This window comes from Flintibacter hominis (assembly GCF_014287965.1).
GTDB lineage: Bacteria > Bacillota > Clostridia > Oscillospirales > Oscillospiraceae > Lawsonibacter > Lawsonibacter aceti.
The window spans coordinates 221,765-239,669 of the sequence record NZ_JACOPO010000004.1 but is presented as its reverse complement, the minus strand read 5'-3'; the positions used below and the strand labels follow the sequence as shown (position 1 = coordinate 239,669).

The 17,905-nt window shown below is 58.0% G+C and carries 17 protein-coding genes, 1 other RNA gene and 1 riboswitch; of the genes, 10 read left to right on the top strand and 8 right to left on the bottom strand.

The features are described 5' to 3' along the window. Genes H8S11_RS08180 through gluQRS form a run of 3 tightly spaced genes read left to right on the top strand, consistent with a single transcriptional unit; the run spans nucleotide 1 to nucleotide 1,515 of the window. The gene (locus tag H8S11_RS08180; RefSeq protein WP_147570831.1) at nucleotides 1-384 is read left to right on the top strand and encodes a metallopeptidase family protein; all 384 of its coding nucleotides are present in this window, start codon (nucleotides 1-3) and stop codon (nucleotides 382-384) included. Nucleotides 385-410: 26 nt separating this feature from the next. After that, on the top strand, nucleotides 411-599 hold the full coding sequence (locus H8S11_RS08175; RefSeq protein ID WP_186852794.1) for a PF20097 family protein: 189 nt from the start codon (nucleotides 411-413) through the stop codon (nucleotides 597-599). A 1-nt stretch (nucleotide 600) separates the two neighbouring features. Further along, nucleotides 601-1,515, top strand: coding sequence for a tRNA glutamyl-Q(34) synthetase GluQRS (gene gluQRS / locus H8S11_RS08170; RefSeq protein ID WP_243200984.1), 915 nt, complete (start codon nucleotides 601-603; stop codon nucleotides 1,513-1,515). Between the two features lie 38 nt (nucleotides 1,516-1,553). On the opposite strand, the gene H8S11_RS08165 is transcribed toward gluQRS, so the two are convergent. From H8S11_RS08165 to ffs, 5 genes are all read right to left on the bottom strand, one after another. Further along, nucleotides 1,554-2,927 carry an MATE family efflux transporter gene (locus H8S11_RS08165; protein ID WP_186852792.1) on the bottom strand — a complete coding sequence of 458 codons (1,374 nt, stop codon included), beginning with the start codon at nucleotides 2,925-2,927 and terminating at the stop codon, nucleotides 1,554-1,556. Nucleotides 2,928-3,090: 163 nt separating this feature from the next. Next, complete coding sequence (locus tag H8S11_RS08160) at nucleotides 3,091-3,321, bottom strand: hypothetical protein (RefSeq protein WP_147570828.1); 231 nt, start codon at nucleotides 3,319-3,321, stop codon at nucleotides 3,091-3,093. 302 nt (nucleotides 3,322-3,623) lie between these two features. Then, nucleotides 3,624-3,971, bottom strand: a complete 348-nt coding sequence (locus H8S11_RS08155; protein WP_147570827.1) for a YbaB/EbfC family nucleoid-associated protein — start codon at nucleotides 3,969-3,971, stop codon at nucleotides 3,624-3,626. A 27-nt stretch (nucleotides 3,972-3,998) separates the two neighbouring features. Beyond that, nucleotides 3,999-5,723, bottom strand: coding sequence for a DNA polymerase III subunit gamma/tau (dnaX, locus tag H8S11_RS08150; protein WP_186852791.1), 1,725 nt, complete (start codon nucleotides 5,721-5,723; stop codon nucleotides 3,999-4,001). Between the two features lie 643 nt (nucleotides 5,724-6,366). Next, nucleotides 6,367-6,631, bottom strand: an RNA gene (ffs, locus tag H8S11_RS08145) — signal recognition particle sRNA large type. Nucleotides 6,632-6,962: 331 nt separating this feature from the next. Next, a riboswitch (glycine riboswitch) is annotated at nucleotides 6,963-7,060 on the top strand. 137 nt (nucleotides 7,061-7,197) lie between these two features. Between ffs and H8S11_RS08140 the strand changes: the two genes are divergently transcribed. The 4 genes from H8S11_RS08140 (at nucleotide 7,198) to H8S11_RS08125 (ending at nucleotide 13,054) form a co-directional block, all read left to right on the top strand. Next, the gene (locus tag H8S11_RS08140) at nucleotides 7,198-8,592 is read left to right on the top strand and encodes an alanine/glycine:cation symporter family protein (protein ID WP_147570825.1); all 1,395 of its coding nucleotides are present in this window, start codon (nucleotides 7,198-7,200) and stop codon (nucleotides 8,590-8,592) included. A 115-nt stretch (nucleotides 8,593-8,707) separates the two neighbouring features. After that, nucleotides 8,708-10,075 carry a 23S rRNA (uracil(1939)-C(5))-methyltransferase RlmD gene (rlmD, locus tag H8S11_RS08135; protein ID WP_186852789.1) on the top strand — a complete coding sequence of 456 codons (1,368 nt, stop codon included), beginning with the start codon at nucleotides 8,708-8,710 and terminating at the stop codon, nucleotides 10,073-10,075. Nucleotides 10,076-10,245: 170 nt separating this feature from the next. Beyond that, nucleotides 10,246-11,580, top strand: a complete 1,335-nt coding sequence (locus H8S11_RS08130; RefSeq protein ID WP_147570823.1) for a sodium-dependent transporter — start codon at nucleotides 10,246-10,248, stop codon at nucleotides 11,578-11,580. A gap of 34 nt (nucleotides 11,581-11,614) precedes the next feature. After that, entirely contained in the window at nucleotides 11,615-13,054 is a 1,440-nt protein-coding gene (locus tag H8S11_RS08125) for an MATE family efflux transporter (RefSeq protein ID WP_412531132.1), read from the top strand. Between the two features lie 60 nt (nucleotides 13,055-13,114). Here H8S11_RS08125 and H8S11_RS08120 read toward each other — a convergent pair whose 3' ends face one another. The 3 genes from H8S11_RS08120 to H8S11_RS08110 all read right to left on the bottom strand — a co-directional run bounded on the left by H8S11_RS08120 (nucleotide 13,115) and on the right by H8S11_RS08110 (nucleotide 14,902). After that, on the bottom strand, nucleotides 13,115-14,008 hold the full coding sequence (locus tag H8S11_RS08120; protein WP_147570822.1) for a C40 family peptidase: 894 nt from the start codon (nucleotides 14,006-14,008) through the stop codon (nucleotides 13,115-13,117). 52 nt (nucleotides 14,009-14,060) lie between these two features. Then, nucleotides 14,061-14,351, bottom strand: a complete 291-nt coding sequence (locus H8S11_RS08115) for a hypothetical protein (RefSeq protein ID WP_147570821.1) — start codon at nucleotides 14,349-14,351, stop codon at nucleotides 14,061-14,063. A 179-nt stretch (nucleotides 14,352-14,530) separates the two neighbouring features. Further along, nucleotides 14,531-14,902 (bottom strand): metal-dependent transcriptional regulator, encoded by a 372-nt coding sequence (locus H8S11_RS08110; protein ID WP_186852788.1) that lies wholly within the window; start codon nucleotides 14,900-14,902, stop codon nucleotides 14,531-14,533. 196 nt (nucleotides 14,903-15,098) lie between these two features. Here H8S11_RS08110 and H8S11_RS08105 point away from each other — a divergent pair, with 196 nt between their 5' ends. From H8S11_RS08105 to feoB, 3 genes are all read left to right on the top strand, one after another. After that, nucleotides 15,099-15,311 carry a FeoA family protein gene (locus tag H8S11_RS08105; protein ID WP_147570819.1) on the top strand — a complete coding sequence of 71 codons (213 nt, stop codon included), beginning with the start codon at nucleotides 15,099-15,101 and terminating at the stop codon, nucleotides 15,309-15,311. A gap of 12 nt (nucleotides 15,312-15,323) precedes the next feature. Continuing rightward, nucleotides 15,324-15,545: a FeoA family protein gene (locus H8S11_RS08100; protein WP_186852787.1), complete on the top strand. Its 222-nt coding sequence runs from the start codon at nucleotides 15,324-15,326 to the stop codon at nucleotides 15,543-15,545. A gap of 100 nt (nucleotides 15,546-15,645) precedes the next feature. Then, the gene (feoB, locus tag H8S11_RS08095; RefSeq protein ID WP_186852786.1) at nucleotides 15,646-17,880 is read left to right on the top strand and encodes a ferrous iron transport protein B; all 2,235 of its coding nucleotides are present in this window, start codon (nucleotides 15,646-15,648) and stop codon (nucleotides 17,878-17,880) included. Nucleotides 17,881-17,905 lie beyond the last annotated feature (25 nt).

Sequence of the window (17,905 nt, the reverse complement as noted above, 5' to 3'; positions counted from 1 at the left end):
ATGGTACCCACCTATGAACAGATGGGCGACTGGCTGGAGGAGATCGCCGGCGGGTTCCCCGACGCCTTCTTTCTGGACCTGGACGGGGGCATCCAGCTGGAGGAGGAAGCCCTGCCTGATCCGGACTTCCCCCCCGGCGAGATGTACATTATGGGAGAGTATGTCCACGATATGCTGGGGCGGTATATCGTCCTGTATTACGGCTCCTTTGCCGCCCTGCTGCCGGAGGAGGACGAGGAGGGCTGGAAGGACGAGATCTTTGCCACCGTGGCCCACGAGTTCACCCACCATCTGGAGGAAACTGCCGGCCTCCACGCCCTGGACGACAAGGACGCGGAGTTTTTAAGGCAGGCGCTGGAGGAGTATGGAGAGGAGAAAAAATGATGCTGTGCCCATGGTGTAACCAGGAGATGAAGCAAGGCTTTCTGCAGAGTAGCCGGAGTATTATCTTTTCCCCTGAAATTGCGGAATGGGTGGTCATGGCTCTGAGGGAGGGAGAGGTCAAACTGACCAAGCACTTCTGGAGCACGCCTAGGGCGCCGGCGTGGCACTGTGCCGGATGTAAGCGGGTAGTTGCTGAATATGGAACGGAGGAGTAACATGATCGGCCGCTTTGCCCCCAGCCCCAGCGGACGGATGCACCTGGGCAACCTGTGGTCCTGCCTGCTGGCCTGGCTGGCCGCCCGGAGCGCGGGAGGTTCCATCGTCCTGCGGCTGGAGGATTTGGATCCGGACCGGTGCCGGCAGGAGTATTGCGACCAGGTGATGCGGGATCTGGAGTGGCTGGGGCTGGACTGGGACGGGGAGCCGGTCTATCAGTCCCGGCGGACAGAGGCCTACGCCGCCGCCTTCCGGGATCTGGAGAAGCAGGGGCTGGTCTATCCCTGCTACTGTACACGTGCAGAGCGTCTGGCTTCCTCTGCCCCCCACCGCTCGGACGGAATAACTGTGTATGACGGACGGTGCAGGAGCTTGACGGCTCCGGAGCGGGAGAAGCTGGAAAAGACACGCCGCCCTGCCTGGCGGGCGGCAGTGGGGGAAAAATCCATTTCTTTTTGTGATATGTTATGCGGAAAATACGAAGAGGATTTAAAAATGGACTGCGGAGACTTTATTCTCCGCCGGTCCGACGGGGTGTACGCCTATCAGTTGGCGGTGGTGGTGGATGACGCCGAGATGGGGGTGACCCAGGTGGTGCGGGGGAGCGACCTGCTCTCCTCCACCCCCCGGCAGATCTGGCTCCAGGAGCGGCTGAACCTGCCCCATCCCCAGTACGGCCATGTCCCCCTGTTGCTGGCCCCGGATGGCAGGCGGCTGGCAAAGAGGGACCGGGACCAGGAACTGGGGCAGCTCCAGAGTCGGTTTACTGCCCCACAGATTGTGGGAACGCTGGCCCATGCCGCCGGGCTGCTGGACCGGGAGGAGGAGGTTGCGCCGGAGGAGCTGCTCCCTCTATTCCGCTGGGACAAACTCCCCCGAAAGGACCTCACGCTGTCCATAGGAGAGAAAATATAACGGCCTGACGGTATTCGTCAGGCCGTTATATTTGTATGTCATACCCGTTCCTTCCCAAATTCTCTCAGAAAATAGTGTACCATGATGGTGCCAGAAATGAGGAAGGCTGCCAGGTCGGAGACGGCCTGGGTGAGCTCCAGACCGGTGAGACCCAACTGCCAGGACAGGAGGTAGACCAGAGGGATGAACACGCCCTGGCGGCAGACGGCCAGGATGGTGGCCCGGACAGACTTGCCCAGGGACTGGAAGAACATATTGGCGAAGGTGAGCACCGCCCCCAGTGGGAGGGTAAAGCACTGGTAGCGGAAGGCCCGGGTGCCGATGTCGATGACCATAAGGTCGTCCCGGAACAGGGTGACGATTTGGGGGGCGAAGGCAAAGCCTACCACTGCGCATACTGTCAAGATGATGGTGCAGGTCTTGACGGAGAACTTCACCGCCTCCTTGACCCGGTCCAGCCGTCCGGCCCCGTAATTATAGCCTAACACTGGCTGGAAGCCCTGGCCGAAGCCGATGACGATGGACTGGATGAAGGTGAACACCTTGGTAACGATGGCCAGAGCGGCCACCGCCGCGTCGCCGTATATCTTGGCGTTGAAGTTCAGTGCCATAGTGGACAGGGACAGGATGCCCTGGCGGAAGAAGGAGGGCATTCCCTGCTTCAGAATGGACAGATAGAGCTTGGGGGAGCGGGAGATACAAGAGGGGCTGACTCTTAAATCACTTTTCTTCAACAGGAAGAAGGAGGCGAGAATGCACAGACTGACACACTGACTCAGCAGGGTAGCGATGGCCGCCCCGGCGATGCCCAGGTCAAAGATAAAGATGAAGACGGGGTCCAGGACCATGTTGAGCACACCACCAGTGCCCAGGCCAAAGACGGCCAGGCTGGCCTTCCCCTGCCAGCGGAGCAGGTTGTTCAGGGTAAAGGACAGGACCATCACTGGGCAGCCCATCAGAATATAGCGGGCGTAGTCCATGGCGTAGGGGTAGATGGTCTCCGTACTGCCCAGGGCCCAGATCAGGCTGCCCAGGTTGCACAGTCCGAGTACGGCCAGCAGCAGCCCGAGGACCAGGGCCATGAGGACGGCGCTGGAGGCGTAGGCATCCGCGTCACGGTGATTCCCCTGGCCCATCAGACGGGCGGCAATGGAGCCGGAGCCCATGCCCACCGTGAAGCCAACGGCCTGGATGATGGACATGATGGAAAAGACGATACCTACCGCGCCGGAGGCGCTGGTGCTCAACTGGGACACGAAATAGGTATCGGCCATGTTGTAGATGGAGGTGACCATCATGCTGATGATGGTGGGGATGGCCAGTGTGACGATCAGAGAAGGGACGGGGGTTTCCAGCATCTTGGTCCGCTGGTCAGGCGGTTCATGGAGCTGGTGCTGATGAAACAGGGGCATTTCCTCACTTCTTTCCAGACAGTGAAAGCTCCCGCCCCGGCGCCGCCACGCCGGACAGAGAGGGGAGGGGTCACTGTTCTCTTTTTCTTTCATTTTATACTGATTTCAGCTCTATGGCAAGAAAAAAAGCAGGACCGAAAGCCCGGTCCTGCATTTGTAATAGTCAACTCTGTTCCTTTGGCCGAATCCAGATGCGGTAAGTCAGATACACCAGGGGGAGCCGGGCAAGGGGAAGGAGGAGCCAGGGATACCAGCCCTTCCAGAGATACAGCCCACCAGTGATGAGAGAGGACAGAACGGTCAGGCAGGCGAATACGCCGAACCACATGGCGGCCTGAACGCAAAACCGCGCCTCCCCCTCCTCTTCATAGCGGATCTGGTCATAAAAGGACATACGGGCAAAACTATATATGGGGAGACAGATGGGGAAAAACAGTCTTGAGATAACTTGTGGGAAAGAAGAGTAGAGGATCCAGAGAGAGGACTCGATTCCCCAAGTAATTAAAATCAGGGTGGCTGGGATCTCTTGCTTATACCTGCGTTTTATAATGAGCCCCCCTTCGATAAAACATGGACTTGTATGAGATTGATATTTATAATATGGTAAAAACATACTATAAAATCAAATAATTGTCAAATAAAACTGTAAAAATAAATAAAAAGCCGCCCGGTTTGGGCGGCTTGAAGGGTTAAAAATCAGAAAGGAAGACCCAGTCCGCCGGTGATGGACTGCATGGTGGAGGCGGCGTCGCTGTCAGCGGCCCGCATAGCCTCATTGACGGCGGCCACGATCATGTCCTGGAGCATCTCCACGTCGTCGGGGTCCACGGCCTCCGGGTCGATGACCAGAGCCTTCAGCTCATGCTTGCCATTGACGGTGGCGGACACCACCCCGCCGCCGGCCGCGGCCTGGTACTCCTTCTCCTGCAGCTCCTGCTGCAAACGCATCATGTCCTGCTGCATCTTCTGGGCCTGCTTGAGCATATTCATGTTCATGCCGCCGCCCATGCCGGGCATACCGCGGCCGCCAAAACCTTTTGCCATATCAAACACTCCTTTTTGTCCTGAATCTTATTGTATGATGATGTTGTCAAACTTTTCCCCAAAGGCCAGCAGCTGGTCCAGAGCATCACCGGAGCCCTTCGACTGGGGGGAGGGCTGGCTGGGAGCGGGAGACAGGTCCTCCTCGGGGGGCCTGCCAGCGACGATGCTCACTCTGGGCTGTCCGCCGAAAGCGTCGCCCGCGGCGCGGGCCAGCCCCTCCAGAATAGCGGGCTTGTTGAGCATGGAGCGGGTGAACTCACTGTCTGTCCACAGGGTCAACTGCCCATTTTTCCACACGCCGGTCACCTTGGACGGATTGTGGAGATAGGGCAGGACGGAGGGTGACACCTTTCCCTTCAACCCAGCCGCAAAGGCGGGCCAAAAAGACCGATCCCCTCCGCCAGAGTCGGGCGCGGCGGGCACCGGCGTGGGGGCGGGAGCCTCCACGGGAACATCAAATACGCGCTCCGGTTCTTCCGGAGGCTCCTCTGGCAGCGGGGGGCGGTCATCCCAGGGGGGCGGATCCTCCGCGGGAGAGGGCGCCGGTCCGGCGGGAACGCTGGGGGCGGTAGGGGTGGATGGAGGGGGAGCGGCCGGAACAGGCGCCCCGCCAGCCAGCAGCTCCTCCAGCCGTGCCACCCGGGCAGACAGTCCGGCGGCGGAGCCATCTAGACTCTCATCGCATAAGCGGATCAGGCACAGCTCCGCGTCGGTCCGGCGGTTGCTGCTCCGCGGCAGCTCCGCGGCGGTGGATTGGAGTAAAGTCAGCGCCTGGAGCAAACGGGCGGCGGAGAATTGCCCGCCTAGCTGGCGCATAGTGGCCTCGTCGTACCCTCCGGCCAGCAGGGAAGTCCCTCCCTGGGGCGCCGTCTTCCGCAGCAGCAGGTCTCGGGCCAGGGAGGACAACTCACCGAGCACGGAGCCCACATCCTTACCGTTGCCGTACAGACGGCCTAGGGTGTCCAGGGCGGCGGCGGCGTCCCGCCCGGCAATATGGCCCATGAGTTTAGCGGTTTCCAGGTTGCCCGCCAGACCCAGCGTGTCCAGAATGGTCTGCTCGTCTACCCTCTGCCCCCCGCCGGAGCACTGGTCCAGCAGGGATAGGGCATCCCGCAGTCCACCATCCGCCAGGCGGGCCAGCAGAGCGGCGCCCTCGGCGGTCAGGTCGATGCCCTCCTGCCCAGCCACATATTCCAAACGCTGTGCAATTTGACCGGGGAGGATCCGCTTGAAGGAGAACTGTTGACACCGGCTTTTGATGGTAGCGGGCACCTTATGCAGCTCGGTGGTAGCCAGGATGAACAGAAGGTGGGGAGGCGGCTCCTCCAGTATTTTCAGCAGGGCGTTAAAAGCGGGGGTGGACAGCATATGGACCTCGTCCACGATGTAGACCCGTTTTTTGACGGCGGCAGGGGTGTAGACCGCCTCATCCCGCAGGGCTCGGACTTGGTCTACGCCGTTGTTGGAGGCGGCGTCCAGCTCCAATACATCCAAAATGGAGCCATTCTCAATGCCCAGGCAGGCGGGGCACTGGTTGCAGGGGTCACCGTTCTGAGGGTTTTCACAGTTGACCGCCCGAGCCAGAATCTTGGCGCAGGTTGTCTTGCCGGTGCCTCGGGTGCCGGTGAACAGATAGGCGTGGGACAGCCTGCCACCTGCCACCTGTTGGCGCAGAGTCTCGGTGATGTGGGATTGGCCTACCACATCCTCAAAGGTGCGGGGCCGCCACTTTCGGTATAGGGCCTGGTACATCAGATCACCTCACGGAGAAAAACAGCCCCGCCGTTTGGGGCGGAGCCAATTTAAAAACAAAAACCACAGAATGGATGAGGACTGCCGCTTGCGGCAGTAGGAATAATATGGAGTTTGCAGGAAAAAGAGGGCCGTAATCGGCCCCCAAAGGACAGCCCAGCGGAGCGGGTGTCCTTTGGAAAAGGAGAAGCAACGAAATGAGTGAGGACTGCCGCTTGCGGCAGTACGAATGATATGGAGTTTGCAGGAAAAAGAGGGCCGTAATCGGCCCCCAAAGGACAGCCCAGCGGAGCGGGTGTCCTTTGGAAAAGGAGAAGCAACGAAATGAGTGAGGACTGCCGCTTGCGGCAGTACGAATGATATGGAGTTTGCAGGAAAAAGAGGGCCGTAATCGGCCCCCAAAGGACAGCCCAGCGGAGCGGGTGTCCTTTGGAAAAGGAGAAGCAACGAAATGAGTGAGGACTGCCGCTTGCGGCAGTACGAATGATATGGAGTTTGCAGGAAAAAGAGGGCCGTAATCGGCCCCCAAAGGACAGCCCAGCGGAGCGGGTGTCCTTTGGAAAAGGAGAAGCAACGAAATGAGTGAGGACTGCCGCTTGCGGCAGTACGAATGATATGGAGTTTGCTTCGACGCGGAGTAAGACCGCACACCGGCCTTTGAAGCGTGAAATATGCCCGTTACCTGGACAGCCGGCTCAAGAACAGTGACCCCACGGCACACGGAGCGGACCGCTTAGTGCTGCTCGGTTCCCCGCCTGACACGGTTCACGGGACCCCGTTGCGCGGGACCGGTCTATCATCACTGCTTATCCAGGGCAGACGACACATTACACGTCCGGGGGCCGGGATTCATCCCCGCTGTAGCGGATTGCGGGTATAGGGCACCGCTATCTCCCCGACTAGTGCGGCCTTGCTCCGCGCCGAAGCGGAACAACGCTATCATGTATTTTACTATATCCGAGGGAATTTATCAATGAAAAATTTAAAAGGGGGAAAACAGAGGCGAGAGCCTGGAAGAATGCCTCTTTTCAAGGCGGACTGCACAAAAAACAAGGCCCGGCACACAGAAATTCCACTGTGAGAGAATAAATGTCCACCAGAGGTTGACAAAATCCGCCGGGTGTGGTATGGTAACGGAGCAACTGAATAGGACAGACGAAGTATCCAGGAAAATGGCCAGACGGCATGCCGAAGGAGTAACACTCTCAGGTGTCCCCAGAGGGGATGAGGACTGGATGCGGATGTAACTCTGGAGAAACTCGAAAACGAGTGCCGAAGGTGCAAGGCGGGGCGGCGTGTCCCGTTAATCTCTCAGGCAAAAGGACAGAGGAAACAGATGCCCTGTGGGCATCTGTTTTACACGTGCGCAGGTGCGCTGGGCGTGTATTCTCCGGAGCGGTCGGTTTATTCGGTCGTTCCGTTTTTATTTTTGTAGGAGAGGAAAGAGTATCAAATGCAAGAATTGGTTGCGTCCATGGAATCGGCACTATATCCTGTCGTAGTAAGCATTAATACCTATTTGTCCAACTATATCCTGGTCTTCCTGCTCATCGGAGTCGGTCTCTGGTACTCCATCAAGACCCGCTTTGTCCAGGTGCGCTGCTTTGGGGAGGGGATGAGAAAGGTTTTTGGGAACCTGTCCCTCCACGGCGGAAAACAGGAGCACGGCATGAGTTCCTTCCAGGCCTTAGCTACCGCCATCGCGGCCCAGGTGGGCACCGGCAACATCGTGGGCGGATCGGGGGCCATCCTGGCCGGCGGCCCCGGCGCCATCTTCTGGATGTGGGTCATCGCCTTCTTTGGTATGGCTACCATCTATGCGGAAGCCACCCTGGCTATCCAGACCAGGCAGAAGAGCGACGATGGCTCCTACAAGGGCGGGCCCGTTTACTACATCACGACTGCCTTTAAGGGCGGCTTCGGCAAGTTCCTAGCCGGATTCTTTGCTGTGGCCATCATCCTGGCCCTGGGCTTCATGGGCTGCATGGTTCAGTCCAACTCTATCGGCTCCACCTTTGAAACAGCCTTCGGTGTGCCCTCCTGGATCGTGGGCATCGTGCTGGTAGTCATCTGTGGCTTCATCTTCGTGGGTGGTGTACAGCGGCTGGCCTCTGTCACTGAAAAGCTGGTCCCCATCATGGCTGTGATTTTTCTGGTAGGCGGACTGGGTGTCCTTGCCGCCCGCATCCAGTATATCCCCGCCACCTTCGCCATGATCTTTCAGTACGCCTTCCAGCCCCAGGCCATCATCGGCGGCGCTTTCGGCTACGCCTTGAAGGAGGCCATCAGTCAGGGCGCGAAGCGGGGCCTGTTCTCCAACGAGGCCGGCATGGGCTCCACCCCCCACGCCCACGCCCAGGCCAATGTTACCGACCCCCACGATCAGGGAGTGGTGGCTATGATCGGTGTATTCATGGATACCTTTGTGGTGCTGACTCTGAATGCTCTTGTGGTCATCTCCACCCTGTATACCCCCGGCGGGCCGCTGGCCGAGTGCGGCGCGGCCGCCGCCAGCCAGGTACTGAATAAGACCAACCTGGCCCAGACCGCCTTCGGCTCCGTCTTTGGCGCCGAGGCGGGGGCTATGTTCGTGGCCATCTGTCTGTTCTTCTTCGCCTTCTCTACTATCCTGAGCTGGAATCTGTTTGGCAAGATCAACGTAGTCTATCTGTTCGGCAAGAAGGGCGCCGTAGTCTACTCGATCCTGGCGCTTGGGTTTATTTTCCTGGGTACTGTGACCGGAAGCGACTTTGTGTGGGAGCTGACCGATATGTTCAACAACCTGATGGTTATCCCCAACGCCATTGCCCTCTTCGCCCTGACCGGTTTGGTGGTCAGGACCACTCACGGTGTGGGTGTGAAAAAGTAATACGAGCCTGTCCCTCTCCAGGGGGCGTCCGGACTGGTCCGGGCGCCCCTTTTTGTCCTTTACCACAGAGGCGGGACATGATATAGTATTGCTGAAAAGAAAGTGGGGTGGCCTTATGGCGGATTGGAAGAAGAATAGTATCCACGCCTTGGATATCACCGGATACACCGCAGAGGGGATGGGGGTGGCCCGGCTGGAGGGCCGGGTGGTCTTTGTGCCCTTTACCATCGCGGGCGAGCGATGGAACGTCCGGCTAGAGAAGGTGAATAAGACGGTGGCCTGGGGACGGGGAGTGGAGCTGTTGCGGCCGTCGCCGGAGCGGCTGGGACCCGGTTGCCCTGTTTTCGGCAGATGCGGTGGCTGCCAGTTCCGACACATGACTTACGACGAGGAGCTTCGGGCCAAGGGGCAGCACATCGCCGACGCCCTGGAGCGGGTAGGCGGCGTAAGACTGGAGCTGCCCCCGGTGCTGGGGGCAGAGAAGCCCGACCGCTATCGAAACAAGGTCCAATTCCCAGTGGATCGAGCGGAAGACAGGGTCCGGGCGGGTTATTACCGGGCCAGGAGCCACCAAGTGTTGGAGGTGGAGGACTGCCTGCTTCAGCCGGAGCGGGTCTCGCGCCTCCAACGCGCCTTTGAAGAATGGGCGGCTCATCTCCCTTCCGAGTATCATATGGAGGGCCGGTTCGTCGTGCGCCACCTCTATGTCCGGACCAACAGTAGGGGTGAGGCGCTGGTCTGTGTCGTGGCCTGGAAGCCTGTGCTGCCCGGTGCGGACCGACTGGTGTCAGCCCTGCGGGAGTGCGAGCCAGGTGTAGTGGGTGTGGTGCTCAATGTCAACCCGGCGGACACCAACGTCATCCTGGGTCCGGAGTACCACACCCTCTGGGGGAGGGACTATCTGGAGGAGGAGCTGTGCGCCTATACCTTCCGCCTGTCTGTGCCATCCTTTTTCCAGATCAACCAGGCACAGACAGAGCTGCTATACGCTGTGGCTCTGGACTTTGCCGCCCTGACCGGAAGGGAGACCGTGCTGGATCTGTACTGCGGCATCGGCACCATCTCCCTGGCCCTCTCCCGGAGGGCCGCAAAAGTGATCGGCGCGGAGATTGTTCCCCAGGCCATCCAGGACGCCAGAGAGAACGCCAGGAGAAACGGCGTGGAAAACACAGAGTTTTTCTGCGGTGACGCCGGGACGGTAGCCGCCAGGCTAAGTGGGGAGGGAGTTCGCCCCCAGGTCATCTGTGTGGACCCGCCCCGGAAGGGGCTCCAACCGGAGGTGCCTGCCATCCTGGCCGGCATGGCTCCGGAACGGATCGTCTATGTGTCCTGTGATCCGGCCACCCTGGCCAGGGATGTGAGGCGGTTTGGGGAGCTGGGCTATCGGGCGGTGAAGGCACAGGGGGTGGATCTGTTTCCACGGACCGCCCATGTGGAAACGGTGGTGCTTCTGTCGCGGGAGTCGGAGATCGATGTTGGTTAAGGAGGAGCATATGAAGACAAAAAGATATAAATATTTTTTGGGGGGTAATAAAGAAATCAAGAATAAGTCCATGGTACTAGACAGTCTATTCCTTTTGTGATAGTATAAAAAACTGATTCGCTGGAGCAGATCTTTTAAAAAGTGAAACTAGAAATTAGGAGAATCAGAGTATGGCAAATCAGAAAAAACACCAGAACGGGGGATTTAGTTCCTCCATAGGCTTTGTCATCGCCTGTGTTGGTTCAGCTGTGGGGCTGGGTAACATCTGGCTGTTTCCCTATCGGCTGGGCCAGTATGGAGGGGCGGCCTTCCTGATCCCCTATCTGCTGTTCGTTTTCCTGTTTGGCTGGGTGGGCCTGTCCGCTGAGTTCGGCATCGGCCGTCTGGCGGGTACTGGGACCATCGGCGCCTATGAGCGGTGCTTTCAGGAGCGGGACCCTAGACTGAAGCGGGTGGGCAGCGTGGTCAGCTGGCTGCCTCTGATGGGATCCCTGGGTATCGCCATCGGCTATGCCGTCATTCTGGGCTGGGTGCTCAACAGCCTGGCCGGCGCCCTGTCCGGAACTTTGATGACGGCGGAGCCCACCGCCTTCTTCACGGCGGCCGCCTCTCACTTTGGCAATCCCCTGTGGCATACCGTAGTGATAGCTATGGTCTGCCTGGTGCTGATGTTCGGCGTCACCTCTGGTATCGAAAAGGTGAGCCGTATCCTAATGCCCTTGTTCTATGTCCTGTTCATCATTCTGGCCATCTGGGTGGCTACTTTACCTGGGGCGGGAGAGGGCTACCGCTTCCTGCTGGTCCCAGACTGGTCCAAGCTGCTGGAGCCATACACCTGGGTCATGGCCATGGGGCAGGCTTTTTTCTCCCTGTCTATCACTGGCTCTGGAATGATCGTGTACGGAGCTTATTTGGACAAGAAGGAGGATATCCCCAAGGCGTCCCTGCGGACGGCAATCTTTGATACCATGGCCGCCCTGCTGTCCGCCTTGGCCATCATGCCGGCTGTCTTTGCCTATGGCCTAGACGTGAAATCGGGCCCGCCTCTCATGTTCATCACTCTGCCCACCGTGTTCCAGCAGATGCCTATGGGCCGGCTGTTTGCCGCGTTTTTCTTCCTGTCAGTCCTGTTTGCCGGTCTTACCTCTCTGATCAATATGTTTGAGGCCGTGTCCGAGAGCTGGCAGACACACTTCAAGCTGGGGAGAAAGACGGCGGTAGTCATCTGCTCTGCACTGACAATTGGAGTAGGGATCTTCATGGAGTCAGAGGAGCGGGTAGGAGCTTGGATGGACTTTATCACCATCCAAGTGGTCCCCATCGGAGCTGTGCTGGGTGCCATCTCCATCTACTATGTGCTGGGGTGGAGCAAGCTTCGGAAAGAACTGGAGACCGGCAGGCAAAAGCCACTGAGCAGGGCGTTTGGTCCTGTGGGAAAGTATGTCTATGTGCCCTTGACGATCTTGGTGGTCATTCTGGGATTTGTGTTCCACGGGATTGGCTGAGTGAGGAATTTGAGAAATTGGAAGGGAGAGGTCTGTGTTGAAACAGAGGAGCATCAAGAGGCGATATGAGATCGATATGTGCAACGGGTCCATAGCGGATAAGATCCTTCTCTTTGCTTTGCCGCTGATGGCCTCCAGTCTGTTGCAGCTGCTGTTCAACGCCGCCGACGTAGTGGTGGTGGGTAAATTCGCCGGCAAGGAAGCCCTGGCGGCAGTAGGGTCCAATACGGCCCTGATTAACCTGCTGATCAATCTGTTTGTGGGCCTCTCCGTGGGCACCAATGTGGTGGTAGCCAGAGATTTGGGGGCCGGGCGCCACGACAATGTGAGCCGCAGCGTCCACACCTCCATGACCCTGGCGCTCATCAGTGGTGTGGTCATGACGGTGTTCGGCACAGTCATGGTCCGCCAGCTGCTAGAGTGGATGTCCTCCCCCACCGACGTCATCGACTTGGCCACCGTCTACCTGCGCATCTACTTCTTTGGGATGCCCGCCCTGCTTACTTACAACTTTGGGGCGGCCATCCTGCGGGCTCAGGGGGACACCCGCCGTCCCCTGTACTTTCTCTTTTTATCCGGCGTAGTCAACGTGGTACTAAACCTGTTTTTCGTCATCGTCCTGCATATGGATGTGGCCGGTGTGGCGCTGGCCACTATCATCTCCCAGTATATCTCCGCCGCTCTAGTGGTTTGGTGCCTGGTGCGGGAGGAGGGGGCTCTCCGGTTGGAATTGAATAAGCTGGGCCTTCAGTGGTCGGTCATCCGCCGTATCCTCCAGGTGGGCCTGCCGGCGGGCTGCCAGGGAGTGGTGTTCTCCCTGTCTAACGTGGTCATCCAGTCGGCCATCAACTCCTTTGATGACCCAGTGCTGGCCGCCGGCTCCTCTGCCTCCGCCAGCATTGAGGGCTTTGTCTACGCCGCCATGAACGCCTTTTATCAGACGGCCATCACCTTTGTGGGGCAGAACTACGGAGCCGGAAAGTGCAAGCGAGTGGACCGCATCGCGGTCCAGTGCGTCTCTTTTTCGGTCATAAGCGGCCTGGCATTTGGTAATCTTGCCTATTTCTTTGGCGAGACTCTGGCTGGCTTCTATGTCCCTGCCGGGGAGCATGAGGTCATTGCCCAGGCGCTTATCCGGTTGTCTTTTATCGCCTGCCCCTATTTTATCTGCGGCATCATGGATACGCTGGTAGGCGTCCTTCGGGGGATCGGCTATTCGGTGGTTCCCATGGTGGTCTCCCTAGTGGGGGCCTGCGGCCTGCGTCTGGTGTGGGTGGCGGTGATATTCCCGGTCTATCACACAGCCTCCTGCCTGTACATCTCCTATCCCATCAGTTGGCTGGTCACTGGTGCGGTCCATCTGATTTTCTTCCTGTGTGTACGGAAGCGGGCATATGCCAAGGTGGAGGGCAGCGACTTAACAGCGTTGGAGGGTCGGCATCCCCCGCTCTCCCAGGAGGCAGAGCGGCAGTAAAAAAACAGAGCGGGTCCCATAGGGGACCCGCTCTGTTTTTATAGTAATTTTGAGAGAAAATCAGACCAGGCGGCGTCCGCCCACAAAGCCGGTGGTGTAATAGGCGTAATCCATATCGCTGACAATGACGCCCACCGTGGAAGTGGAGGCATGGACAAACTGGTTGTTGCCGATGTAAATTCCCACATGGGATGCCCGCTTGCTGCCGGTACCGGATTTTTTGAACATGACCAGGTCGCCGGGCTGGAGCTCGCTCATGGAAACAGGAGTACCGTTATCCAACTGGGTGGAGGCGGTGCGATTGATGGTGATGCCAAACTGCTTATAGACATAGCTGGTAAAGCCAGAGCAGTCAAAGCCCTTGGGGCTGCTGCCGCCATACACATAGGGATACCCCACGAACTGGAGGGCATAATCGGCGATTTCCTGTCCCTTGCTGATTTGGGAGGGGTCTACGATGGTCACATACTCGGTGCTGATATAGCCGTTTTCAATACGGTACCAGCCGTCGCTCTCCTCCAGCAGTTCGACGACCCTGCCCGCGGCTAGGCTCCCTACCTTTTCGTGGTCAGTGCTGGGGCCAGAGCGAACGTTCAGGGAGGAGGCGGTAATCCGGCCAAAGGTACTGGCAGCTTCCGCGTCAGCCTCCGCGGCCAATGCGACGGCCTGCTCCTGGCCCTCCTCATGGACCACCAGATACTCCCCCGAAACGAAGCCGGAGATCCCCTCATGGGCGATCTTGTACCAGCCGTTTTCGGCCTGTTCCAGCACCTCTACCTGGGTGCCGTCGGACAGCTTGGTTAGAATTTGACTGCTGGTGTTGGGATCGGCCCGGACCCGAAGGGGGTCGCCCCCGGAATTGACAGTACCCGAGGCGGCCAGGACAGGGGCCGCGAGGGTGCTGGAAACCAGAAGGGCGGCGGTGAGCCGGGTGATGGTCATCTTCAGGTGCATAGCTGAGATCCTCCCAAATCCTTTTCTATTTCTGATGGTCAGCCAACAGGGGTCACTTGCCGTTCAAAGAGCGGTCCAGCCACACGGCGGCGATATCCATGGCCGCATAGAGGCTGTCTTTTTCACTTTTCTTGACCACACGGTCCCGTCCCCGCAGATCGGGGTCAGTCAGCTGGAGCTGGACGGCCACCTTATCTGCCATCTCCAGGCCGTTGACGGTCTTGGTAGACAGGATCTGGAGCATGATAATATATTTCTCGGCCATAGTGCCGTAGTAAATCAGGTTGTCTTTCCGACGCAGGGGATGCCCTTTATAGGAAAGAGGAATATTCTCAGAAGCCACTATGAATCCCTCCTTGCTCAAAACTTGTAACCGAATTGTAACATATTTGCCGCCGTCTGTCAAATCCTTTCCCAAAGAATTGGATGGAAAAATACGGAGAGAAAAGAAAAAAGCCGCTCTATGGGCGGCTTTTACGCTGAGAGCGGTCCTGATATGGGAAAGAAGGCCGTTTCCAAGGCCTATTTTGTATGTTGCCGGACATGGGCTTTAATCTTTTCAAAGGATTCATCGCTGAGGTCATGTTCGATCTTACAAGCGTCCGCCGCCGCGGTCTTTGGGTCAACCCCCAGCCGAACCAGAAGCTGAGTCAACAGCTTGTGGCGGTCATAAATCCGCTGGGCAATCGCCTCTCCCGGGGGAAGCAGAGTGATATGCCCTTCCCCATCCATTTCAATGTATCCATTTTCCCGCAGCCGTTTCATAGCCACGCTGACACTGGGCTTTGTGTAATCCAGGTGGTGGACAATGTCTATGGAGCGGACCATCCCCAGCTGTTCCCGCAGGATCAAAATGGCCTCCAGATAATCCTCAGCCGATTCGTGGATATTCATCTAAAGTCCTTCCTTCCTGGCAACTCTTTGTACCAAGGGTAACATAAACGCCAGAAAAAGGCAAGGACTTTCAAATAGGGGTTGACAAGGAAAGTTAGTTGTGATAAACTCCACAGACGAAAAGGGGTTAGTAAATGCTAACCTAGTTTTTCTGAGTGCGAGTTAGCTTTCGCTAATCATCTGAAGGAGGAGAGCTATGATGCCGCTGACGATGGCGAAGTCTGGGGAACGGGTTACGATCAAAAAGATCACAGGCAAGGACGAGATCCGTCAGCACCTGGCTGAATTGGGCTTTGTAGTGGACAGTGATATCACTGTGGTAAGTGAGATCGCGGGAAACCTGATCGTACAGGTCAAAGACAGCCGGATCGCCCTAGACAAGAGTATGGCGAACCGCATTATGATTTGAGGGGGAATAAGCATGAAGACATTGAAGGATGTGGCCGTGGGCCAGACTGCGGTTGTGGCCAAGCTCCATGGAGAAGGGCCGGTAAAGCGCCGGATCATGGACATGGGAATCACCAAGGGCGTCGAGATATTCGTCCGCAAAGTGGCTCCACTTGGAGACCCCATGGAATTAAATGTCCGGGGTTACGAGCTGTCGGTCCGGAAAAGTGACGCGGAGATGATCGAGGTCGTCTGAAAAGGCTCGGCGCCAGACGGTAAAATGCCGTCTGGGAGAGCCGCTTTTTTCAGCCAAAAAGTTAGCTATAACTAACAATCGAGAGGAGCAGAGGCGAGAAATGAACATCAAGATCGCATTGGCCGGCAATCCCAACTGTGGCAAGACCACCTTGTTCAACAGTTTGACCGGCGCAAACCAGTATGTGGGCAACTGGCCCGGCGTAACGGTAGAAAAGAAGGAAGGCAAGCTGAAGGGCTATAAGGACGTGATCATCCAGGACCTGCCCGGTATCTATTCCCTGTCCCCCTATACACTGGAGGAGGTAGTGGCCAGAAATTATCTGGTTAAGGAGCAACCCGACGCCATTCTGAACATCGTGGACGGCACGAATATCGAGCGCAACCTGTACCTGACGACTCAGCTCATCGAACTGGGCCTGCCCGTAGTGGTGGCGGTCAACATGATCGACCTGGTCCGTAAGAATGGGGACCAGATCGACCTGAAAAAGCTGGGTGACTCTCTGGGCTGCCTAGTGGTGGAGATGTCTGCCCTGAAAGGGGAGGGCGGCATGGCGGCGGCCGAACAGGCCGTCTCGATGGCTAAAGCCCACCGGGTAGGAGAGCTGCCCCATGTGTTTACCGGCAGCGTGGAGCACGCCATCGCCCACATTGAGGAGTCCATTGAGGGAAGGGTGGCCGATCAGTATTTGCGCTGGTATGCCATCAAGGTCTTCGAGCGGGACGAGAAGGTGTTGGAGGAGTTGGCACTGGACAGCGAGCTGGCGGCCCATCTGGAGTCCCATATCGCTGACTGTGAGAAGGAACTGGATGACGATGCTGAGTCCATCATTACCAATCAGCGATATGCATACATAAACGGTGTCGTGTCCAGGGCGGTAAAGAAAAAGGCGGCCAAGGGCAGCCTCTCCATCTCCGACAGAATCGATCAGATCGTGACCAACCGAATCCTGGCCCTGCCCATCTTCGCGGTGATCATGTATCTGATTTACACCATCGCCATGGGGACCTCTATTGTGGACGGCGGCATCGGGATCGGCACCTTCGGTACAGACTGGGCCAACGACACCCTTTTCGGTGAGATCGTGCCCGGCTGGTTCGACGCGATCCTGGGCGCCCTGGGCGTAGTGGAAGGCACCTGGGTCTACGGTCTGATCCAGGATGGTATTGTGGCCGGTGTGGGTGCTGTGCTCGGCTTTGTGCCCCAGATGCTGGTGCTGTTCCTCCTGCTGGCCATTCTGGAGGATGTGGGCTATATGGCTCGTATCGCCTTCATCATGGACCGGATTTTCCGCCGCTTTGGTCTGTCCGGCAAGAGCTTCATCCCCATGCTGGTGGCTACCGGCTGCGGCGTCCCCGGTATCATGGCTTCCCGAACCATAGAGCAGGACCGGGACCGGAAGATGACCGTTATGACCACCGGCTTCATCCCCTGCGGCGCGAAGATGCCCATCATCGGCCTGTTCGCCGGCGCTATCTTCGGAAACTCCTCCTGGGTAGCCACCTCTGCCTACTTTATTGGTATCGCCGCTGTCATCATCTCTGGCGTCATGCTCAAGAAATTCAAGGCATTTGCTGGTGAGCCCGCCCCCTTTGTCATGGAGCTGCCCACCTACCATGCCCCCTCTGCCGGCAATGTACTGCGGGCCACCTGGGAGCGGGGATGGTCCTTCATCAAGCGGGCTGGCACCGTTATCCTGCTTTCCTCCATCGTTCTCTGGTTCCTCCAGGGTTACGGCTTTGTGGAGGGCGTGTTCCAGGCTGTGGAGGACAACAACGACTCCCTGCTGGCCGTCATCGGCAATGCGGTCGCCTGGATCTTCTACCCCCTGGGCTGGGCCGGCGACTGGGCCTGGAAGGCTACGGTTGCCACAGTTACCGGACTCATCGCCAAGGAGGAGGTAGTCAACACCTTCGGCGTGCTGTACCACTATGCCGGCGAGATCGACCTGATGGAGGACTCCTCCCCCATCTGGACCATGGTGGCTGGCGACTTCAATGGCATCACCGCCTACTCCTTTATGATTTTCAACCTGCTGTGCGCTCCCTGCTTTGCCGCTATGGGCGCCATCAAGCGGGAGATGAACAACCCCAAGTGGACCCTGGGCGCCATCGGGTATATGTGCGGCTTTGCCTACGTCATCTCCATGATCGTCTATCAGATCGGCGGGCTCATCGCCGGTGTGGCCTCCTTCAGCGTGTGGACCGTAGTAGCGGCGGCTGCTCTGGTTCTCCTCCTCTTCCTGCTGTTTCGCAAGGGTTATCAGCCTGAGGGCGAGATCCACCACCTGACTTCCGTGGCCGCCGCTGAGGCGAAGAAAACTGCGAAGAAGTAAGAGAGCATTCATTTTCCTATCCTAA

Excerpts from the sequence above, each read along its gene's own strand:
- H8S11_RS08180 (WP_147570831.1), top strand. The coding sequence starts at position 1 with ATGGTACCCACCTATGAACAGATGGGCGACTGGCTGGAGGAGATCGCC.
- H8S11_RS08175 (WP_186852794.1), top strand. The coding sequence starts at position 411 with ATGAAGCAAGGCTTTCTGCAGAGTAGCCGGAGTATTATCTTTTCCCCT.
- gluQRS (WP_243200984.1), top strand. The coding sequence starts at position 601 with ATGATCGGCCGCTTTGCCCCCAGCCCCAGCGGACGGATGCACCTGGGC.
- H8S11_RS08165 (WP_186852792.1), bottom strand. The coding sequence starts at position 2,927 with ATGCCCCTGTTTCATCAGCACCAGCTCCATGAACCGCCTGACCAGCGG.
- H8S11_RS08160 (WP_147570828.1), bottom strand. The coding sequence starts at position 3,321 with ATGTCCTTTTATGACCAGATCCGCTATGAAGAGGAGGGGGAGGCGCGG.
- H8S11_RS08155 (WP_147570827.1), bottom strand. The coding sequence starts at position 3,971 with ATGGCAAAAGGTTTTGGCGGCCGCGGTATGCCCGGCATGGGCGGCGGC.
- dnaX (WP_186852791.1), bottom strand. The coding sequence starts at position 5,723 with ATGTACCAGGCCCTATACCGAAAGTGGCGGCCCCGCACCTTTGAGGAT.
- H8S11_RS08140 (WP_147570825.1), top strand. The coding sequence starts at position 7,198 with ATGGAATCGGCACTATATCCTGTCGTAGTAAGCATTAATACCTATTTG.
- rlmD (WP_186852789.1), top strand. The coding sequence starts at position 8,708 with ATGGCGGATTGGAAGAAGAATAGTATCCACGCCTTGGATATCACCGGA.
- H8S11_RS08130 (WP_147570823.1), top strand. The coding sequence starts at position 10,246 with ATGGCAAATCAGAAAAAACACCAGAACGGGGGATTTAGTTCCTCCATA.
- H8S11_RS08120 (WP_147570822.1), bottom strand. The coding sequence starts at position 14,008 with ATGCACCTGAAGATGACCATCACCCGGCTCACCGCCGCCCTTCTGGTT.
- H8S11_RS08110 (WP_186852788.1), bottom strand. The coding sequence starts at position 14,902 with ATGAATATCCACGAATCGGCTGAGGATTATCTGGAGGCCATTTTGATC.
- H8S11_RS08105 (WP_147570819.1), top strand. The coding sequence starts at position 15,099 with ATGATGCCGCTGACGATGGCGAAGTCTGGGGAACGGGTTACGATCAAA.
- H8S11_RS08100 (WP_186852787.1), top strand. The coding sequence starts at position 15,324 with ATGAAGACATTGAAGGATGTGGCCGTGGGCCAGACTGCGGTTGTGGCC.
- feoB (WP_186852786.1), top strand. The coding sequence starts at position 15,646 with ATGAACATCAAGATCGCATTGGCCGGCAATCCCAACTGTGGCAAGACC.